15 protein-coding genes and 1 tRNA gene are annotated in these 18,198 nt (G+C 45.1%); 5 read left to right on the forward strand and 11 right to left on the reverse strand.

Annotation, left to right across the window (positions count from 1 at the left end; translation table 11 throughout):
* Positions 1 to 28 precede the first annotated feature (28 nt).
* Positions 29 to 610, reverse strand: a complete 582-nt coding sequence (nrdG, locus tag AOQ32_RS03585; protein WP_059393623.1) for an anaerobic ribonucleoside-triphosphate reductase activating protein — start codon at positions 608 to 610, stop codon at positions 29 to 31.
* A complete protein-coding gene (gene nrdD / locus AOQ32_RS03590; RefSeq protein WP_059393624.1) occupies positions 546 to 2,756 on the reverse strand; it encodes an anaerobic ribonucleoside-triphosphate reductase in 2,211 nt (736 codons plus the stop codon). Before nrdD ends, nrdG begins: the two co-directional genes overlap by 65 nt.
* Positions 2,757 to 3,027: 271 nt before the next feature.
* Here nrdD and AOQ32_RS03595 point away from each other — a divergent pair, with 271 nt between their 5' ends.
* Positions 3,028 to 4,470, forward strand: a complete 1,443-nt coding sequence (locus AOQ32_RS03595; RefSeq protein ID WP_059393625.1) for a nicotinate phosphoribosyltransferase — start codon at positions 3,028 to 3,030, stop codon at positions 4,468 to 4,470.
* Positions 4,467 to 5,288 (forward strand): ammonia-dependent NAD(+) synthetase, encoded by an 822-nt coding sequence (gene nadE, locus AOQ32_RS03600; RefSeq protein ID WP_059393626.1) that lies wholly within the window; start codon positions 4,467 to 4,469, stop codon positions 5,286 to 5,288. The genes AOQ32_RS03595 and nadE overlap by 4 nt, the downstream gene beginning before the upstream one ends.
* 148 nt (positions 5,289 to 5,436) lie before the next feature.
* Here the strand turns inward: nadE and AOQ32_RS03605 are convergent.
* The 3 genes from AOQ32_RS03605 to AOQ32_RS03615 form a co-directional block, all read right to left on the reverse strand.
* A tRNA-Lys gene (locus tag AOQ32_RS03605) sits at positions 5,437 to 5,510 on the reverse strand.
* An 82-nt stretch (positions 5,511 to 5,592) separates the two neighbouring features.
* Positions 5,593 to 6,153, reverse strand: a complete 561-nt coding sequence (gene rpoE, locus AOQ32_RS03610) for a DNA-directed RNA polymerase subunit delta (RefSeq protein WP_059393627.1) — start codon at positions 6,151 to 6,153, stop codon at positions 5,593 to 5,595.
* A 25-nt stretch (positions 6,154 to 6,178) separates the two neighbouring features.
* Entirely contained in the window at positions 6,179 to 6,619 is a 441-nt protein-coding gene (locus AOQ32_RS03615; RefSeq protein WP_059393628.1) for a YwiB family protein, read from the reverse strand.
* Positions 6,620 to 6,700: 81 nt separating this feature from the next.
* Between AOQ32_RS03615 and AOQ32_RS03620 the strand changes: the two genes are divergently transcribed.
* The gene (locus AOQ32_RS03620; RefSeq protein ID WP_059393629.1) at positions 6,701 to 8,047 is read left to right on the forward strand and encodes an HD domain-containing protein; all 1,347 of its coding nucleotides are present in this window, start codon (positions 6,701 to 6,703) and stop codon (positions 8,045 to 8,047) included.
* 123 nt (positions 8,048 to 8,170) lie between these two features.
* Here AOQ32_RS03620 and AOQ32_RS03625 read toward each other — a convergent pair whose 3' ends face one another.
* A complete protein-coding gene (locus AOQ32_RS03625) occupies positions 8,171 to 10,723 on the reverse strand; it encodes a M1 family metallopeptidase (protein WP_059393630.1) in 2,553 nt (850 codons plus the stop codon).
* 190 nt (positions 10,724 to 10,913) lie between these two features.
* On the opposite strand from AOQ32_RS03625, the gene AOQ32_RS03630 reads away from it, so the two are divergent.
* Entirely contained in the window at positions 10,914 to 12,992 is a 2,079-nt protein-coding gene (locus AOQ32_RS03630; RefSeq protein WP_059393631.1) for a cation:proton antiporter, read from the forward strand.
* An 84-nt stretch (positions 12,993 to 13,076) separates the two neighbouring features.
* On the opposite strand, the gene AOQ32_RS03635 is transcribed toward AOQ32_RS03630, so the two are convergent.
* The 5 genes from AOQ32_RS03635 to AOQ32_RS03655 all read right to left on the reverse strand — a co-directional run bounded on the left by AOQ32_RS03635 (position 13,077) and on the right by AOQ32_RS03655 (position 17,504).
* Positions 13,077 to 13,670, reverse strand: coding sequence for a DUF1054 family protein (locus tag AOQ32_RS03635; protein WP_059393632.1), 594 nt, complete (start codon positions 13,668 to 13,670; stop codon positions 13,077 to 13,079).
* Positions 13,663 to 14,526, reverse strand: coding sequence for a YihY/virulence factor BrkB family protein (locus AOQ32_RS03640; protein WP_059393633.1), 864 nt, complete (start codon positions 14,524 to 14,526; stop codon positions 13,663 to 13,665). The genes AOQ32_RS03635 and AOQ32_RS03640 overlap by 8 nt, the downstream gene beginning before the upstream one ends.
* Before the next feature lie 81 nt (positions 14,527 to 14,607).
* Positions 14,608 to 15,975: an FAD-dependent oxidoreductase gene (locus AOQ32_RS03645; RefSeq protein WP_420889746.1), complete on the reverse strand. Its 1,368-nt coding sequence runs from the start codon at positions 15,973 to 15,975 to the stop codon at positions 14,608 to 14,610.
* Between the two features lie 122 nt (positions 15,976 to 16,097).
* The gene (locus AOQ32_RS03650; protein ID WP_059393635.1) at positions 16,098 to 16,814 is read right to left on the reverse strand and encodes a VIT1/CCC1 transporter family protein; all 717 of its coding nucleotides are present in this window, start codon (positions 16,812 to 16,814) and stop codon (positions 16,098 to 16,100) included.
* A 15-nt stretch (positions 16,815 to 16,829) separates the two neighbouring features.
* A complete protein-coding gene (locus AOQ32_RS03655; protein ID WP_059393636.1) occupies positions 16,830 to 17,504 on the reverse strand; it encodes a VIT1/CCC1 transporter family protein in 675 nt (224 codons plus the stop codon).
* 255 nt (positions 17,505 to 17,759) lie between these two features.
* Here AOQ32_RS03655 and AOQ32_RS03660 point away from each other — a divergent pair, with 255 nt between their 5' ends.
* Positions 17,760 to 18,164 (forward strand): Fur family transcriptional regulator, encoded by a 405-nt coding sequence (locus tag AOQ32_RS03660; protein WP_047975351.1) that lies wholly within the window; start codon positions 17,760 to 17,762, stop codon positions 18,162 to 18,164.
* The last annotated feature ends 34 nt before the right edge of the window (positions 18,165 to 18,198 follow it).

Consider the following 18,198-nt stretch of genomic DNA (forward strand, 5'->3'; position numbering starts at 1 on the left):
GTCGACTAAAAATTTACCGACCAAAAAATCAGTGCACTAATTTATCCCAGATAACCACTTCACCCGAGTCAAGTGATTTTGGCACATCGATAATCCGCTGGTTGGCACTACCACGGAATTGGAGTGTGAGGTCCTTTTCTTCTTCCAAGAACCGACCATCCACTAAGATATCGATTAGAGACAATAATTCCAGCTTGTCATCCGTTTCTTTCATTAATTCATCCCAGGTATAACCGGTCCAAGACCAGATATCCTTTGTGTGACCAAATTCCTGGCGGATTCGCTTGGCCAATTGGATGCAGACTTGGGTATTCAAGAAGGGTTCCCCGCCTAATAGCGTCAAGCCTTGGACATAATCCTTGGATAAGTCTTCAATAATTTTGTCTTCAAGTTCCATTGAATAGGGCTGACCATAATGGAAATTTTGCGCCACCACGTTATAACAGCCCGGACACATAAACTTGCAGCCAGAAACATACAGTGAACACCGGACACCCTCACCATCAACAAAGTTAAAGGCTTTGTAGTCCGCAATAAAGCCTTGACTAAGCTCTTCTGCGGTCCATTCTTTGGGCATCGGATTGTTTGGTTTTCTGGTAGCTTGCGACATCTGTAATCATCTCCTGTGTTAAATGCTTTGCTCGTGCTGCAATTTCAACGTGACGGCCATTGACCATTGGACGCTGCTGTGGGTTCCCAAGGTAACCACAGGTCCGCTTGACCACATCACACATCTGTGGATCGTGATTACCACACTGTGGACATTCAAAGCCCTTGGCCGTCGCCTTAAAGTCGCCGGAGAAACCACACTTGAAGCACTTATCGATTGACGTGTTAGTTCCTAAGTAGCCAACGTGGTCGTAGGCCCAATCCCAAACAGCCTCTAGGGCTTGTGGATTTTGACGCAAGTTTGGATACTCACAGTAGTGAATAAAGCCACCAGCGGCGTACTTTGGAAAGGCTTCTTCGAAGCTGATTTTGTCAAAGGGCGTTGGATGCTTACGGACGTCATAGTGGAAACTATTTGTGTAGTATTCCTTTTCCGTAATATCTTCAATCTTGCCGAACTTTTCGATATCGGCCTCGCAGAAAGTATCCGTCAAAGATTCAGCTGGTGTGGAATAAAGGCTGTAGTGGTAACCACTTTCCTTTTCCCATTCAACACAGTAATCATGCATCCGCTTAACGATTTCCTCGGCAAAGTCGTGCGCTTCTTGGTTCCCTTCCCAGTTTGAACCATAGAAAGCAGCAACCGTTTCATACAAACCGATATAACCCAATGAAACCGTAGCCCGACCATTCTTAAAGACTTCATCAACACTATCCGTCTTCTTCAAACGTTTACCAAAGGCACCATACATATACAGGAGTGGCGCATTTTCTGGTACGGCTTCCTTCGTTCGTTCAATTCGATAAGCCAAGGCCTGATGGGTCAAGGCAATCTTTTCATCAAAGATTTGCCAGAAGAGTTCCTTGTTTTGCTTGGCAAAGAGTGAAATTCGAGGAAGGTTCACCGTGACAACCCCGAGGTTCATCCGACCAGAATTCACTTCTTGACCATTTTCGTCTTCCCAACCTTGCAAGAAGGACCGGCAGCCCATTGGCGTCTTAAAGGAACCAGTGATGTCGATAATCTTGTCATACATCAGCAAATCAGGATACATCCGCTTCGTTGAGCATTCGAGTGCCAATTGCTTGATATCATAGTTGGGATCGTTTGGGTTGAGGTTCAAGCCACGCTTAACCGTAAAGCTCAGCTTGGGGAAGATGGCTGTTCGTCGTTCCTTACCAAGACCCTTGATTCGGATTTGAAGGATAGCCTTTTGGATTTCGCGTTCAATCCAGTTGGTTCCTAAACCAAAGTTAATCGTTGTAAAAGGTGTTTGTCCTTGGGAAGAATACAAAGTATTAATTTCATATTCCAAGGCTTGCATGGCATCATAGATGTCCTTTTTAGTCTTGGCCTTGGCATATTCTTCTTGCTTTTCTTCGGCGACCCAGTTCTTCGCATCGACTAAGTGCTTGTCATAATTCTTCTTGGCGAAAGGAGCCAACAATTGGTCGATTCGGTTGGCCGAACACCCACCATATTGGGAGGAAGCGACATTGGCAATGATTTGTGACATCTGTGCCGTTGCCGTTTGAATTGAATTTGGTGAATCAACCCAGGCATTACCAATCTTGTAACCGTTGTTCAAAAGGTTGTCAAAATCAATTAAGCAACAATTCGTAGCGGGTGTCACCGGTGAATAATCCAAGTCGTGCCAGTGAATGTCGCCACGCATGTGTCCCTTGGCCACCATCTTTGGTAGCATTTGCATCCCGAGTGCGCGGCTAGCAGCACCAGCCTCCAAATCGCGTTGGGTATTAAAGACCCGACTATCCTTATTCGCATTTTCATGGACGACGGATGCGTCCTTATCGAATAGTTTTTCAATTCGCTTCTGAACATTGGAAGCATCGGCGAACTTTTGTTTGTCTTTTTCCCAATACGTTTGGTATTGGTTGATGGCTTCTTCTTCGCCATGTTTTTCTAAACAAGCATTCAAGAGCGTCCGAATTTCTGAAGTCGTGACCTTCTTGGCTTTCGCCAAAGTTTCGGTCAATTCTGCCATTATGGCTTGAGCGGTTTCTGTTGATAAATTCAGGTGTTCCAGGATAAAGTCGATCTTATAAGCATAAAAGGCCATTGCTTCGCCACTTTGCTTGATCACGGTTAGCTGTTTCAATTGGTTATTTTCGATTGCCTGTACCATTCTAAATTACTTCCTCCTGTTTTTTGTTTTTTTGGGGTAACTCAAATACTACAACGATTTTGTTTTTTAGAACAGATGTTCGTTTGTGAAAAAAGCGCCTTCAAGTGCTCTTAGTCTTAGGGCACAAGGAGTTTAGAATGATAATTACCATTTGTTTACAATCAGAAAAAATTAGCAACAAAAAAATAACTATTTGTTATTGAAATTCTTCACAAAACCTTTTTAACAATGAACCAATTCTGCGTATAATAGGAGAAAAAAGGACGGAACTATGTACACAGACGATTCACTGGTATTGCATACTGATGCATACCAAATCAATATGATTTATACCTATTGGAAAGACAAAATTTATCAAAAGCCAGTGGTCTTTGAAGCCTATTTCCGCAAGATGCCCTTTGACAACGGTTACGTTGTTTTCACAGGGCTGGAACGACTCGTTAAGGCCCTAACAAATCTTCACTTTAGCGATGACGACATCGACTACTTACGGTCATTAGACCTCTATGAAGAGGACTTTTTGCTCTATTTGAAGAATTGGCACTTGACGGCAACTATCCGCTCGGCTTTAGAGGGCGAAGTCATGTTCAACCACGAACCATTGATTCAAGTCGATGGTCCTTTGGTGGATGCCCAACTGTTGGAGACTCTCTTATTGAACATCATCAACTTCCAGACACTGATTTCAACAAAGGCAGCTCGGATTGCTTCAGTTACCGATGGCCAGCCGTTGCTTGAATTTGGAACCAGACGGGCCCAGGAACTGGATGCCGCCCTTTGGGGAACTCGAGCCGCCTACATCGGTGGTTTTGATGCCAGTTCAAACGTCAGAGCGGGTAAGCTCTTCCATATTCCAATCTCAGGAACGCATGCCCACGCCCTGATTCAGGCCTATCAAAGCGACTATGAAGGTTTTCGGGCCTATGCCAAAACCCACCATGATGTTGTTTTCTTGGTTGATACCTTTGACACCCTAAAATCAGGTGTGCCAAATGCGATTAAAGTAGCCAAAGAATTTGGCGACAAAATCAACTTCCAGGGGGTCCGGATTGATTCAGGCGATATGGCTTACCTATCAAAGAAGGTTCGGGCAATGCTCGATGAAGCCGGCTTCCCAGATGCAAAAATTTACGCCTCCAATGACCTGGACGAAAATACCATTTTGAATTTGAAAAGCCAGGGAGCCAAGATTGACGTTTGGGGCATTGGTACCAAGCTGATTACCGCCTACGACCAACCGGCCCTCGGTGCCGTCTACAAAATGGTCAGCATCGATGGGCAAAACACCATTAAGCTGTCCAATAACGTCGAAAAAATTTCTACGCCCGGTAAAAAGCAAATTTGGCGGATTACCGATAAGAAGGATGGCAAATCAGAAGGTGACTATTTGACCTTCTTTGGCCAGGATCCAAATCAAGTGGAAACTCTCCACATGTTTGACCCGAACCACCCCCTTCTTTCCAAGGAAGTTACTGATTTTCAGGCAACCCCAATTCTCCATGACATTTTCGTCGATGGAAAATTAGTCTACGACCTGCCTGACATCAAAGAAATTAAGGCCTACGCCAAAAACTCACTAGACAATCTCTGGGATGAATACAAGCGCATCTTAAATCCAGAAACCTACCCCGTTGATTTGGCACAAGACCTCTACGATGCCAAAAACGACTTAATTCAAACCATCCGTCAACAAATCAAGGAGATGAAAGCATGAGAGCCCTTCAAGCCAAAATTATCGCCGAACTACACGTGCAACCCGTTATTGACCCCCAAGCCGAAATTCGGCGGTCAGTTGACTTCTTAAAGCAGTACTTGACCCATAGCGCCTACCAGGGATTGGTCATCGCCGTTTCTGGTGGCCAGGACTCAACACTGGCCGGTAAATTAGGTCAGATGGCCATTGATGAGCTCAGAGAAGAAACGCAAGAAGATTATCAATTTATCGCCATCCGCCAACCTTATGGGCAACAGCAAGATGAAGACGATGCTCAAGCGGCGCTTGATTTCATCAACCCTGATCAAACAGTGACAACCAATATCAAATCAGCTACCGACGCCATGGTTAGCTCTTTGCGTGAGGCTGGTTTGGTCGTTGATGACTTAAGCCGAGGCTCGATTAAGCCCAAGATGCGCATGATTGCCCAGTATGCGGTGGCTAGAGAACACCAGGCAGTGGTGATTGGTACCGACCATGCGGCCGAAGCCATCGCCGGGTTCTTTACCAAGTACGGTGACGGCGGCACGGATATCAACCCCCTCTGGCGACTAAACAAGCGCCAAGGACGGGCGTTGCTTGAAGCCTTGTCAGCCCCCGCTCACCTGTATGAAAAGACACCAACAGCTGATTTGGAAGATGATCGACCACAGCTGCCAGATGAAGTGGCCCTAGGAGTCTCTTACAAGACCATAGACGACTATTTGGAAGGCAAGCAGGTTTCTACTAGCGACGCCGAAAAAATTGAATCACTCTATTTAAATAGCCAACAAAAAAGGCACGAACCAATTACAATTTACGACACTTGGTTTTATTAATCATTAACGACAAAAAAAGGACTTCAGGTTCTACCGCAAGGTAAATCCTGAAGTCCTTTTTAACTGTCTTTTTTGAGCAAAGAAAAAGCAGAACTTTTTCAAGTTCTGCTTATCTTTGGAATCTCCCAAGGTCGCCTGATTAACTCAGTGCTCCCGCTCGGATTCGAACCGAGGACCTTGGGATTAAAAATCCCCTACTCTAACCAACTGAGTTACGGAAGCAATCCTGTGCCTTAGCACATTTATATATATTACCGAAGCAAGAGCAAAAAAGCAATACTTTTTGAAAAATATTTTTACTTTTTTATTGCTCTTCATCCCCATCAGATAAGTCATCCAGGTCATCTGAGCCGGCTAATTCCGTCAGGTTATCTTCGATGGCTTCGTCCTTTTCAGCATCGTCGTCATCTTCGGCATCATTGCCGTCACCAGTCTCGGCATTGTGACCTTCAAGGTCATCAAAGTCATCGTCTTCTGGATCATCATCGTTATAGTCAATCACGTCGTCATCGGCTGATGCAGAATCGGCAAAGACGTTCACCTTCTTTGAGGCCTTCTTCTTCTTTGGCTTTTCTTCTTCATCATCAATTTCGTGAATTGATTCGTCGATTGCATCGACTGGATACCATGAACGCAGAGCCCATTCGTTATTTCCCAAGGAAATAAACGAACCGTCAGTGTTCAAGTCCGTATAAAATTGTGACAATCGACTTTGGAAAGCATCCGCATCGATTTCCAAAAAGTTTTGGATGGCCGTTACTAAATCAGTAAAGGCCATGGCCTTCTTTTGTTCTGTTAAGATGGCCGTAGCGATTTCCACCAAGGACATCTCTTCCTTGAGTTGACCGTTTTCTAAATTTGACATGGCTCTCGTCCTTTCGCGCTTCTAACTAGTTGAGTATACTGGATTTTGGCCCAAATTGCAAGGCAACCTGGTATTGGCCAACCACCTGGTCATTGGCTGACAAGGCATAGGCCAAGTCCAACGACCCCGCTTGCTTGCCTTCATCAAAGGTAAAGTCGAGCTGGTTGGTATTGGTTGAAAGCAGCATCATGCCTGCCACCGTTTGATAGGGCTGGTGTTCAACCAAGCCAGGTTGAAAAACCATTCGCGTCTTCGTCACATTATGACGACTAAGGCTGATTTGCTTTTCGGTGAGCTTAAAGATGACCTTGGTCTCACCTTCATCATCAATTTTTTCGGTGTAGGCCAAATAAACACTATCACCCTTGATGGTCAATAAACCGGTCGTTTCAACCTCATAATGTTCATCACCGGCATCTTGAAAGACCTGGTGACTGATTTTCACTTGTACTTCTTTTTGGCTCATTTAGTTAAAATTGCTCCTAATATTTTCACAAACAGCTAAAGTCTATTATAATAAGAAAAAGCACGAAGGGAAAGGTCAAATATGTCGGAAAAATTAGCACACGAAAAAGTCCTCCGCGATCCAATTCACAAATTCATTCATATCCAAGATCAATTAGTCTTAGACCTGATTAATACTCCCGAGTTTCAGCGACTCCGTCGGGTTGAACAACTTGGCGTAACCGCCTTTGTTTTCCACGGGGCCGTTCATGACCGCTTCGGTCACTCCGTCGGTGCTTACGAACTAGCTCGGCGCATCACCGATTACTTTAACGAATACTATCGCACCAAAACACCTGGCGATGGTCTTTGGGACCCAGAGGAACAGATGTTGACGGTTGTCGCTGCCCTCTTACATGACGTTGGCCATGGTGCCTTTTCACACACTTTTGAGCACCTTTTCCACACCAACCATGAACAAATGACCCAGGATATTATTACTGGCGATACCGAAATCAACCGAGTTTTGCAATCTTACAGTCCTGATTTTCCCAACAAGGTCGCCTCAGTCATTGCCAAGACTTATGAAAACCATCAAGTCGTCCAACTGATTTCCAGTCAATTAGACGTGGATCGGATGGATTACCTTCTGCGCGATGCCTTTTATACCGGCGCCACTTACGGTGAATTCGATATCGACCGAATTATGCGAACGATGAAACCTTGCAAAAGCGGGATTGCCTACGATATCGCTGGTATGCATGCGGTTGAAGACTACATTGTTTCCCGCTATCAGATGTACCTTCAGGTCTACTTCCACCCGGTTTCACGTGGGATGGAAGTGATTTTGGAGCACCTCTTAGGTCGCGTCAAGGAACTCCTTTCACAGGGACACAATACCGGTGACTTGGTTGGACCCTTGCTGGCGCCCGTCTTTCAACCCGACCACGATTTGACCATTGATGAGTACCTACGCCTTGATGACAACCTCTTTATGACGGCCATCAACGGTTGGCAGGACTATCCTGACCAAATCTTAGCGGACCTCTCGTCCCGGTTCTTAAACCGGCGCCCATTTAAGTCTATCCAAATTAACGAGCAATCGGCGCCCTACCTGGCTGAGCTCGAGCAAATCGTCAAGGATGCTGGCTTTGACCCAGAATATTACACGGCCCAAAACGACGCTTATGACCTTCCTTACGATGATTATAAGCCAAGCGAGAAGAAGCCCCGGACCCAAATTGAGCTCGTCTTGAGTGATGGCAGCCACCGTGAGTTATCACAGCTATCGGCGCTTGTCGCTTCCATTAAGGGCCGGGCTTCCCTAGATCAACGATTCTTCTTCCCAAAGGAAATGCTAAACAACGGTCCAGATGATCTCTTCTCCCAGGTGCACCAAAATTTCCGGTCACTGATTAAAAATGATACGTTTATTCCGGGCGAACACTAAAAAAACTGATAACGCAGAAATCAGTATCCATTAACTGATTTTCCACCTCATAAAAACCGCTTTGACTACTAGCAGTCAAAGCGGTTTTTGTCTCGTTAAAATTTTGCGTTTGTACTTAAAGGCTTACTTCTGTGCCAACAAAGCCAAAGCACGGTCAACGTCAGCCGTTTGGTCGGCAATCGTCTTCATCCGGTTTTCAATCACCGCTTGGTCAATCACGATTTCACGGGCCAAACCTGGTTGGTCCAACTTAGGCGTGAAGAAGGCCTTGAATTCGGCCAAGTTTTCCGCTGTCTTGAAGATGCGAGAAATCACCGTCACGTATGATGAGAAGGACATGTCACCACCAAGACGGTCTTCCAACCAGTCCCAGTTGTTCTTTGCCCAGTTCCAGGCCAAAGCTTGACCCTTGTCATTGCCCAAGACACCTTGGAACCAACCGCGAAGGTCTTGTGGCTTAATCACATCGGCATTCTGGTAGTTAGCAACCAGCGTCTCCAACTGATTTTCATCCTGGCTCGTTACCAAAGCGGCTTCCAAATCAGACTTCAAAGCAGCTTCCGCCGTCTTTTGGTAGTCCGTCAAGAACTGGTTGAACTTTTCTTGGGTGTTAAAGTTTTGGATTTCGTTCTTCAACACAACTGCTCGACCGTTGGCAGGCAACTTCGTCACATCCCCACCAGCTTGTTCAAAGACTTCGTGATCGTGGGCAACCAAGTCAGCATTCTTAGCAAAGAGGGCTGCTGACAACACTTCAGCTCGCACCATTTCGTCGTCAACACTTTCACCAGCACGCTTGTCAAAACCGAGACGGGCCAACTGCTGCTTTGAAAGGTCGCCAACAAAGGTCTTCAAGTTCTTTTCCAAATCAGAACCGTCTGTCGCAAAGGCCTTGACTTGACCGATGACTTGGTAAATCAGTGATTGAACCAATTCAGACGTTGAATCTGCCAACTTCGGCAAGACCCAAAGCAAGTCAGCAAAGGAACCTTGACCAGCTTGGGCCAACAACAAGTTATTTTGCAAGAATTGAGCTTGGGAAATGGCGTTTGCCTTTTCCAAGTTGGCCACTTGTTCGGCCAAAAGTGTGTCGTCGTATTGCACGATGTAGTGACCAGTATTGCCAACATTCAAGGTAAAGGCGCCATTGCTTTCACGCTTCAATGTTTCGTAGTCACCCAAGTCCATGCTTTCAGTCGTCAACAAATCAGGAGCTGAGGCAGCAGAAGCGGCCAATGGCACTTGCCAAATCCGGCCGTCGGCATTTGGCACAGCTGATTTGTCACCACCAATTGAGAATGGCTTTTGGCTAACCTTGACGCGACCATCTTCCACCTTGACAGAAACAACTGGGTAACCAGGTTGTTCCAACCAAGAATGCATGATTTCGCCAATGTTCTTGCCAGAAGCTTCACCCAAAGCAGACCAAAGATCATCCCCGGTTGCATTGCTGTACTTCTTCTTGGCAAAGTACTCCTTCAAACCATTGCGCAAGGCATCATCACCAATCAAGGCACGAACCATGACCAACAAGTGGCCACCCTTGGCATAGACAATGGCAGGATCAAAGAGCGCATCAATTTCTTCTGGGTGCTTAACTTCAACGTGAACCGGTTGAACGCCTAAGATGGCATCACGCTGCAAAGCCTTTTGAACTTCGACGGCGTTGAAGGATTCCCAGATATGCCAGTCGGGCTCCAAGAAGTCCGTCGCCACGTATTCCATCATGTTGGCAAAGGATTCGTTCAACCACAATTCGTCCCACCACTTCATGGTTACTAAATCACCAAACCATTGGTGAGCCAATTCGTGGGCCACGATGGTAGCCACGTATTGCTTGGTTGCCGTTGAAGAGTTCTTTGGATCAACAAGCAGGCAAGCTTCACGGTAAGTCACAACACCCCAGTTTTCCATGGCGCCGGCTGAAAAATCAGGCAAAGCCACTTGCCAAGAATGTGGCAATGGATATGGTGTTTGATAGAAGTCTTCGAAGAATTCAATTGACCGCTTGGCGATATCAAGTGAGAAGTCCAAGTTATCGGCAGGGTGCGCCTTCGTGGCGAATACCCCGATTTCAACCCCAGAGTTCGTCTTAGTCTTCTTGCTTTGCAAGTCACCCAAGGCAAAGCCTAAGAGGTAAGTGGACATCTTGACCGTCTTGTCAAAGTAATGCACACCCTCTTCGACCTTTTGCTCTGGCATGTTTGAGATGACGGATTCCTCTGGCTTTTCATCAAACTTAATGGCCAAAGAGAACGTGGCCTTCGCTTCCGGTTCATCAATGCTTGGGAAAGCTTGACGGGCAAAGTAAGTTTCAAATTGCGTGGAAACCAATTGCTTAGCTTGACCATCGACGTTGTAATAAGATGGGTAAATCCCATTCATGTTGTCCGTCAATGGTGCGTGGTAAGTGATCTCGACTTCAATTTCACCAGCCTGATCAGCCTTAAAAGTCACTTGATCTTGGTCATTGTCCATTGTAAAGTCGACCGCTTGGCCGTTAACCTTCAATGTTTCCACCACTAAGTCGTGTTGGTGTAATGCTAAATCAGTCGTCGTCACGTGACCCGTAATCGTCGTTTTTCCAACAATCAACTTATTTTCGCGTGAGATATCCAAAAACAAATCGTAATGATCGGGTTGGAATGTTTCATAAAGACGTGGAATTGCAGCCATGAGGCACCTACCTTTTATTAAAAATTTATTAATATAGAATTAACAATAATGCTATTATAACTAAAAAATGAGATAAAAGATAGTAAGCGGATGTGAAAAGGCGAACGCTTGCCTCATAATCTGGAAAGCCCTATAATTATTAGGAAGAAGACCTTTCAATGGTCAATCCATTTATGAGAAAGAGAAGTACATGTCGATTTTATTGATTATCGCCTTGCTCGTGGGTGCCGTTGTTGCGGCTAACATTGTTCAGCCCTTTGTCAAGCGTATTCCAGAAGCACTGATTTTAATTGTCATTGGTGCCCTTTTTTCCATCCTACCAATCTTTCACGGCTTTCAAATCAACTCCGAGTTCTTTTTATTCTTGATTATTGCGCCCATCATGTTTCAAGAGGGGCAAAGCCACCCCTACAATACTATTCGTAAACACGCCAAAACCATTATCCAGCTGTCAGTGGTATTGGCGCTTTTTACCATGGTCTTAGTTGCCTTAGTCAACGCCAACTTCCCTACCAAGTGGCCGCTGGCCTTAACAATCGCCCTGGCATCCATTGTGGTCCCAACGGATGCCGTGGCCGTTAAATCGATGACAAAGGGCCTAACCATGCCCAAGGGGTTAAATCAGTCATTGGAACTAGAGTCTCTTTTTAATGATGCAACCGGAATTGTGTTACTGGACTTAGCCCTTTCATTTTTTACTAAGGGGTCGCTGTCACCCATGACAGGTATCGGCTATTTCCTCTTTGTTTCCTTAGGTGGCCTTTTAGTCGGTGCCCTCCTTTCTTTACTAGTAGTTGGGTTACGGATGTATTTAAACTTCCACGCAACCTCTGCTAAAGCAACAACTATCCCCCTAAACCTCTTAACCCCCTTTGTGATTTATATTGTCGCCGAACACCTTGGCACCTCCGGTATTTTGGCCGTGGTTGCAGCGGGCTTAGTGCATAACTGGGAACATTCAAAACTGCAACTAATTGCCACCGAAAGTCAAATCGTGACCGCTACCATTTGGCAAACCACCACCACCGTTTTGAACGGTATTGTTTTTGTGATTTTAGGTCTAGCGCTGCCAGCGATTTTTAAAACGATGACCCACTTTGGCTGGATTGGTTCCCTGATTTTAATCGCACTGGCTGCCGCCATCTATCTGGCAATGTTTTTAGGCCGCTTTCTTTGGGTGACACTCCAAAGTGATCAGAACCTCACTGAATTCTTCGGTAAAAAACATACAAAAAACCGCCGAGTTCGCGCCCGCCTCTTTGGTCTTTCAGGCGTCCACGGAGCCGTCACCTTAGCCTTGGCAATGTCATTGCCAGCCAAGATTAACGGTCGCCCCCTGCCTTTCTTAGATGAAATTCAAATTGTGGCCACCCTCGTGATCCTGATTTCTCTTGCTGTTGCCAGCGTGGCCCTACCACTCTTGCTGAAAAAAGAAACGGCGGACTTTAGCCCAGAAGACCTCGATCGCGTCCGCAAGCAAATGATTGATACGGCGATTATTGCCGTCGAACAGTCTTCAGCCAAGCACGCCGTCAAAAAAGCTCTCAGCCAAACCTTGCAAACGCAAAAGTTTACCAATGGTCGCCGGCTGGCTCAGGCTGATTTTACAACAGCCGTCTTGCCATTGGTTAATGAAGTCTTCGATGAATTGAACGAGTATATGGATTCCGACCATATCCAACAAAACTTCGATGAAAACACGATTGCCATCTATTCTAAGATTATCCAGCGTGGCCTGATTAATCCGGCTACCAAGCGTCATCCGGTGATGAACCTGCTCCGTAAACTGCGGCGATTGCAAAGCGAAATCAAGTTCCACACCAAGACTCGCACCTTTACCCATAAGCAACGTGCTCGTTACCAGCAAGAATACCTTAAGACACACCCTGAACAGCAGCAAATTATCGCCAACTTCCGCGATAACCGCCACGCTGTTTGGGCCTTAAACGCTGACACTCAAAGTTACGCCGACCAACTGCTAGCCAAGCACTTGGCAAAGCAGATGATTGCTGGCCAAGAAACTGCCAATATCGACCAAGTCAGAAGAATCTTAGACCGCTTCTTTGATTTAGTATCCCACGATTACCAGCACGTTGACGTAACGGTTCCTGCCGAAGCCTACATTCAGGCATTCGGCCATGAGTACCGTTTTGTTACCACTGAATTAGAGAAAAAGGCCATTTCACCTGCTCTGGGTGACCAACTCTACCATGAAATCAACCAAGCACAGACCCTCCAATTGATGGACCTGACTGCTACTTCGGACTAAGTATTTCACATAAAAAACCAGGTACTTTGCTACAAAACAAAGTACCTGGTTTTTTCTTAATCTTTTAACAGCCCTAGTTAACCCTTAGCGCAACTTTTCATAAATTGGTAGAAGTGTTTGCAAAGCTTGAATTAACGTCTCTGTTAGCTTCTCCTGGCCCATTAAGGACGATTCAGCCGGTATCTTCAAGCCAACCAAAACTTCAGCGGCTTTCACCTTTTCATACCGCTCCACCGCATTAGCATAACTGGCCAACTCCTGATTTTCATTAACCATATGATTTAATGACAGGCAGTACTCACTTGGTAGCTGAGCAACTTGGCTAGCTACCGCCCGCAGCTTGGGTGCAATCTCAGCCAAGTCCTTGGGTTTCATATTCTCCTCAACTGCCAAGTAAAAATACAAGTTATCCGCCCACAAACCCAACTCGAAATGCGGCATCATCTTATAACCACGCTTATTGGGGGCAAAGGCCACCCAAGTATTATCCGGCGCATTAGTCTTACGCATCTTATGCTTGGCGACGTGTGCATACCAATCTTGACCATCTTTTTTTAAAATCGGCAATGCCAAATCAGCAAAAGCCTCAAACTTCGGATCAATGATTGCTCGAATTTTGTCCATTCGTCCATCCAAAGTCGGGTCATCAAAAACGAGAAAATCCTGTTGATTAAACACTTTCTTCCTCCTTCTCCTTATCGTCCTTGCTAAAGAACGGGAATTCCGTTAGCCATGTCATCAAGACAAAGCCCACGACTAAAATCGTTGCCAAAAGATCCAACCAAATCAAGAAAACAGCAATCGACGCCAAAGACTGATAAACACCGGATCGATGGAACTGGATATTAGCAAACCAAACAAACACTCGGTTTAAAAGCATTAATAATGATAGGTCAATCAAAGTTCCCACTATCGCTGCTAAGAATGATGGCCGAGCACCCTTCACCGGTAAGCGGTAGTTAACCCAAATCAGAAAAATCCACAAGCCAATAATGACCAGCCAGCGAGTTGGTGAGGCAATCACAATCCCAGTCCAATGATTAATCAGCAACGCCGTAATATTTCCAATCAAAATGATGGCTGCAACGGTTACCAACATGACTATTAGCCATAGAAAGGCCCATAATCTTGAAAGAATCGGCAAACCAACTTCTTCCTTATCGGCAATTTTATTAAAGGTACTGCGCAGAACGGCCAAAACCTGTGATAGCGACCAGACAATAAAAATCAGTGAAAAAGAAAGATATGATTTTGTATTGGTATGGGCAACCGAATTGACAATTGGTGTTAAAAAGTTAGCAATCGAAGAAGGCAACATCTGTGCCAAAACGGTCACCACGTGTTCCGTTTTTAAATTTAACGCCGCAATTGTCAACACAAACATAATCAACAGCGGAATTAGTGTCAGAACCACATAGTAGGCAAAGGTTGGTCCAACTAACGTTAACTGTGCACGGGTAAAATAGGTCACCAAGGCATCGACCCGAAAACGGCGGTCTAGATAGGCCCAGATTTTTTTTAAACGTTTTTTCATAAATCCTATTATGCCATAATTACAAGCAAAAAGACCTCACAGTTTGAGGTCTTTTTAAGTTAAAAAAACTAATTTTAAAAATTAAACGGATGGAATTTGACCCAAGGCAGTCTGGGCTGCCAAGTTCAAGACAGACCATTGACGGTCATAACCAGGTTGGAAGAAGAAGTCAGCTTCGGCCAAGTCTTCCAAAGTCATCTTGCCCTTAATTGCCAAGGCAATCGTATTGGCATGGGCAGTGACGTCGGCCTTTGACAAGACCTGACCACCCAAAATTGCATGTGTCTTGGGGTTGAAAATCAACTTCACACTGATTTCCGGGTTTCCTTCCTTGACGAATTCAGGTCGGATTGTTGCTTCATACAGAGAAGAAGCAATTTCTAAGTTCATCTTCGCGGCATTGTTGGCGTTCACACCAGTTGTGGCCAGGTTGTAATCGAAGACTGGCAAGGCAGATGAACCGTTGACACCAGCAAATGAACGAGCAGGCTTGTCCATCGTCATCGTTTCAATCACGTAGCGTGCTTCACGACGGGCAGTTGAAGCCAAAGCAATTGGTGCTGGCTGACCAGCTGGCGCAAAGAATGGCAAGATGGCATCCCCAATCGCGTAAACATCCTTGGCAGAAGTTCGCAAGTATGGATCCGTCTTAATCCAACCACGTTGGTCTAAGTCGATTGTTCCCTGCAAGTACTTCGTATTTGGCTTAACACCAGCCGCAACAATGGCCAAATCAGCATCAAATACTTGACCGGCATTGTCCTTGACCTTGGCTAATTTACCATCACCTTCAAAGGCAGCAACCGTATGACCGAGGTGTAAGTTCACTCCGTTCTTTTCCAATTCAACTCGAACCTTTTCAGCCAATTCAGCGTCAAGGTAGTTTCCCAATGGGCGGTCAATCAAGTCAATGACCGTCACCTTCTTGCCTGCCTTCGCAAAGACTTCAGCAGCTTCGATTCCAATGTAGCCAGTTCCAACGACGACAACGGAAGAAACGGCATCGTCATGCAACTTGTCATAAATCTTGGTTGCCCAATCACGACCGCGCATCAGATAAACGTTATCCAAATCAGCACCGGGAACTGGAATTGTCGCTGGCGTAACACCAGAAGACAAAATCAACTTATCGTATGAATCTTCCAAAACTTCACCAGTCGCCCAGTTCTTGACAGTCACCTTCTTGGCATCCGTATCAATGCCAGTCACTTCATGTTGTGTCAAAACCTTGCCACCAAACTTTTCCAAGTCGGCTGGCTTAAAGTTCCGGACATCGTCACGATCCGTTACTTTATCTTCTAAGAATAATTCCATTCCACAAGACATAAAGGACACAAAGTCGCCCGCTTCATAAACAGTAACTTGTGCATCTGGGTATCGAGTTAAAGCTTCATGTGCGGCTTCGTGACCACCATGAGAGGCACCAACAACAACAACTTTCATTTTCATCCTCCGTTAAAATAACTTCGATTTGCAATAACAAAACTTCACATACATTATAAAATTTTTTCAGCATTAAGCCAAGACTTTTTTAAAAAATTTCAGTTAGACCATTTTTCAACCTTTTTGTCTTAAAACAGCTTACCAATGCTAAAGTGAATCACAATCGTTAAGAGCCCAATCCAAATATTTCTGATAACCGCTCGTTTCACCATTCCCTTTGATAAGAAAGCTGAAATGAGACCAGTCAAAGAAACAGCCACCACCGTTGCCAAAATCGCTGCAATATATTGGTATTTCATCGGTGATAAAAGAAGTGCCAAAAGTGGCAGGGCACCACCAAGCGCTGCCGAAAACGTTGAAGCAAAAGAGGCCTCAATTGGTGAAACGTAGTGACCAAGGGTCATATCATATTTGACGGACAAAATCGTTTCCAATGGCTTTTGTGCTAACAACTCAACCGCGATGGCCTTGGCTGTTTCAGCGGTCACACCCCTGCCTTCATAATAGGCTTGAACTGTTGCCAGCTGTTCATCAAAGTTTTCCTTTAATGCCACTCGCTCGCGATCGACTGCCACCCGTTCACTATCCGACTGTGAAGAAACCGCTGCAAATTCACCCGATCCCATTGATAAGGCACAGGCCAACAAGTCTGACAACGCCGCAATGACAATCACAAGTCGATTCGTTGTCGCTGCCGCAACTGAGAAAACAACCCCAACAACGGTTAAGATACCATCATTTGAACCTAGGATTCCTGCTCGAATTGCATTTAGCCGTTCTTCCATTGTTTGACCGCTCTTTTTTTCCTCACGGCGGTCACTAACTGTACTTAAAACATTTTTCATCTTTTTTCTCCCCCATTAACGAAAGAGTGAACCGATTGCCAGCGTCACAGCCATCGTTAAAATCCCGGCCACAAGGTTCCTTAAAGCACCTCGAATGCGGTTAGCGCCATTAATCACAGCAGCTAAATAACCTGTAATTAATAATGCCACTAAGACTGCTAAAAAAGTCGCTGCAATGCGCCACTCTGGTTTTGCTAAGCCCATCAATGTCATTGGAAAGGCTGCTCCGGTTGGGAAGGCGAAAAAAGAGACGATAGCGGCACCACCAGCAGAAACCTTGGAATTTAACGAAAAGCCAAAGCGTTCGCGCACCATTGTTTCTAAAGGATCTTTTGCCATCATTTCTTTTGTCGCCTGCAAAGCCATCTGAGCTGAAATACCATCAGCTTGATACTTGTCTTTGACAAAATTAAATTCTTTGTCGTAATCTTGTTCTAAAACCTTCGATTCTTCTTTTCGAGCGCGGTCTTGAGCATCTCTTGATGATTCAACCGAGACATACTCACCCATAGCCATCGAGACCATGCCGGCTAGCGTTCCTGCAAAGCCTGACAACATCACTGCCGTCAGGCTTTGGCCCGCACCGGCCACTCCAATAATAATACCGGCAACCGATAGAATCCCATCATTGCCGCCCATGACGCCCGCACGAACCAAGTTGTTTTGGGCCATTAATGACTTTTTTTTCATTCTCAATAATCCTCCTCAATTAAGAATGGTTCTAATATAGTTTATCAGCTTCCTTTACGTTTGTCAAGCAAATGTGTAGTTCTGATAACTATCTTTTCTAAGTCATTAATGTCCACTCTATTCTTATTTAGATAATTAATTAAGAATAATCCCAGTGTAAAGCCACAAATTCTAAAATATTTGTCAAGAAGTCTTTGAATTGTTCTAATCACATGTTATAATCGTAATGTATTCGATACATTAGGAGGGGAAAATATGCTTGATCAGCTGAAATCCGTTTTACAGGAACACAAACTTAAGGCAACTAATCAACGGTTGACCTTGCTAGAGTACATGATGAGTCATGACACCCACCCTACGGCGGAAATGATTCATAATGATTTGCCAGATATTTCTCTAGCAACTGTTTATAATACTTTGGAAAAATTTGTTAATGCTAAATTAGTCGTCGTGATTGAGGGAATTTCAGATGGTAAGCGTCACTACGATGCCGCCTCTCATCCCCATTATCACGTCATTAATACGCAGACCAACGAGATTATCGATGCAGCTAACTTTGACCCTGCGCCCCTGATCAAGGCTGCCCAGGCTGCAACCGGTTTGCAAATTACCGAGTATCGAATTGATTTGTATGGCATCAAACCAAACGCGAACGACTAATTAACAATTGCAACACAAAAAACCAGTACTGAAA

Source organism: Fructobacillus tropaeoli, assembly GCF_001047135.2.
GTDB lineage: Bacteria > Bacillota > Bacilli > Lactobacillales > Lactobacillaceae > Fructobacillus > Fructobacillus tropaeoli.

Excerpts from the sequence above, each read along its gene's own strand:
- AOQ32_RS03595 (WP_059393625.1), top strand. The coding sequence starts at position 3,028 with ATGTACACAGACGATTCACTGGTATTGCATACTGATGCATACCAAATC.
- nrdD (WP_059393624.1), bottom strand. The coding sequence starts at position 2,756 with ATGGTACAGGCAATCGAAAATAACCAATTGAAACAGCTAACCGTGATC.
- AOQ32_RS03630 (WP_059393631.1), top strand. The coding sequence starts at position 10,914 with ATGTCGATTTTATTGATTATCGCCTTGCTCGTGGGTGCCGTTGTTGCG.
- nrdG (WP_059393623.1), bottom strand. The coding sequence starts at position 610 with ATGTCGCAAGCTACCAGAAAACCAAACAATCCGATGCCCAAAGAATGG.
- AOQ32_RS03620 (WP_059393629.1), top strand. The coding sequence starts at position 6,701 with ATGTCGGAAAAATTAGCACACGAAAAAGTCCTCCGCGATCCAATTCAC.
- AOQ32_RS03645 (WP_420889746.1), bottom strand. The coding sequence starts at position 15,975 with ATGAAAATGAAAGTTGTTGTTGTTGGTGCCTCTCATGGTGGTCACGAA.
- AOQ32_RS03650 (WP_059393635.1), bottom strand. The coding sequence starts at position 16,814 with ATGAAAAATGTTTTAAGTACAGTTAGTGACCGCCGTGAGGAAAAAAAG.
- AOQ32_RS03655 (WP_059393636.1), bottom strand. The coding sequence starts at position 17,504 with ATGAAAAAAAAGTCATTAATGGCCCAAAACAACTTGGTTCGTGCGGGC.
- AOQ32_RS03615 (WP_059393628.1), bottom strand. The coding sequence starts at position 6,619 with ATGAGCCAAAAAGAAGTACAAGTGAAAATCAGTCACCAGGTCTTTCAA.
- AOQ32_RS03660 (WP_047975351.1), top strand. The coding sequence starts at position 17,760 with ATGCTTGATCAGCTGAAATCCGTTTTACAGGAACACAAACTTAAGGCA.
- AOQ32_RS03640 (WP_059393633.1), bottom strand. The coding sequence starts at position 14,526 with ATGAAAAAACGTTTAAAAAAAATCTGGGCCTATCTAGACCGCCGTTTT.
- nadE (WP_059393626.1), top strand. The coding sequence starts at position 4,467 with ATGAGAGCCCTTCAAGCCAAAATTATCGCCGAACTACACGTGCAACCC.
- rpoE (WP_059393627.1), bottom strand. The coding sequence starts at position 6,153 with ATGTCAAATTTAGAAAACGGTCAACTCAAGGAAGAGATGTCCTTGGTG.
- AOQ32_RS03625 (WP_059393630.1), bottom strand. The coding sequence starts at position 10,723 with ATGGCTGCAATTCCACGTCTTTATGAAACATTCCAACCCGATCATTAC.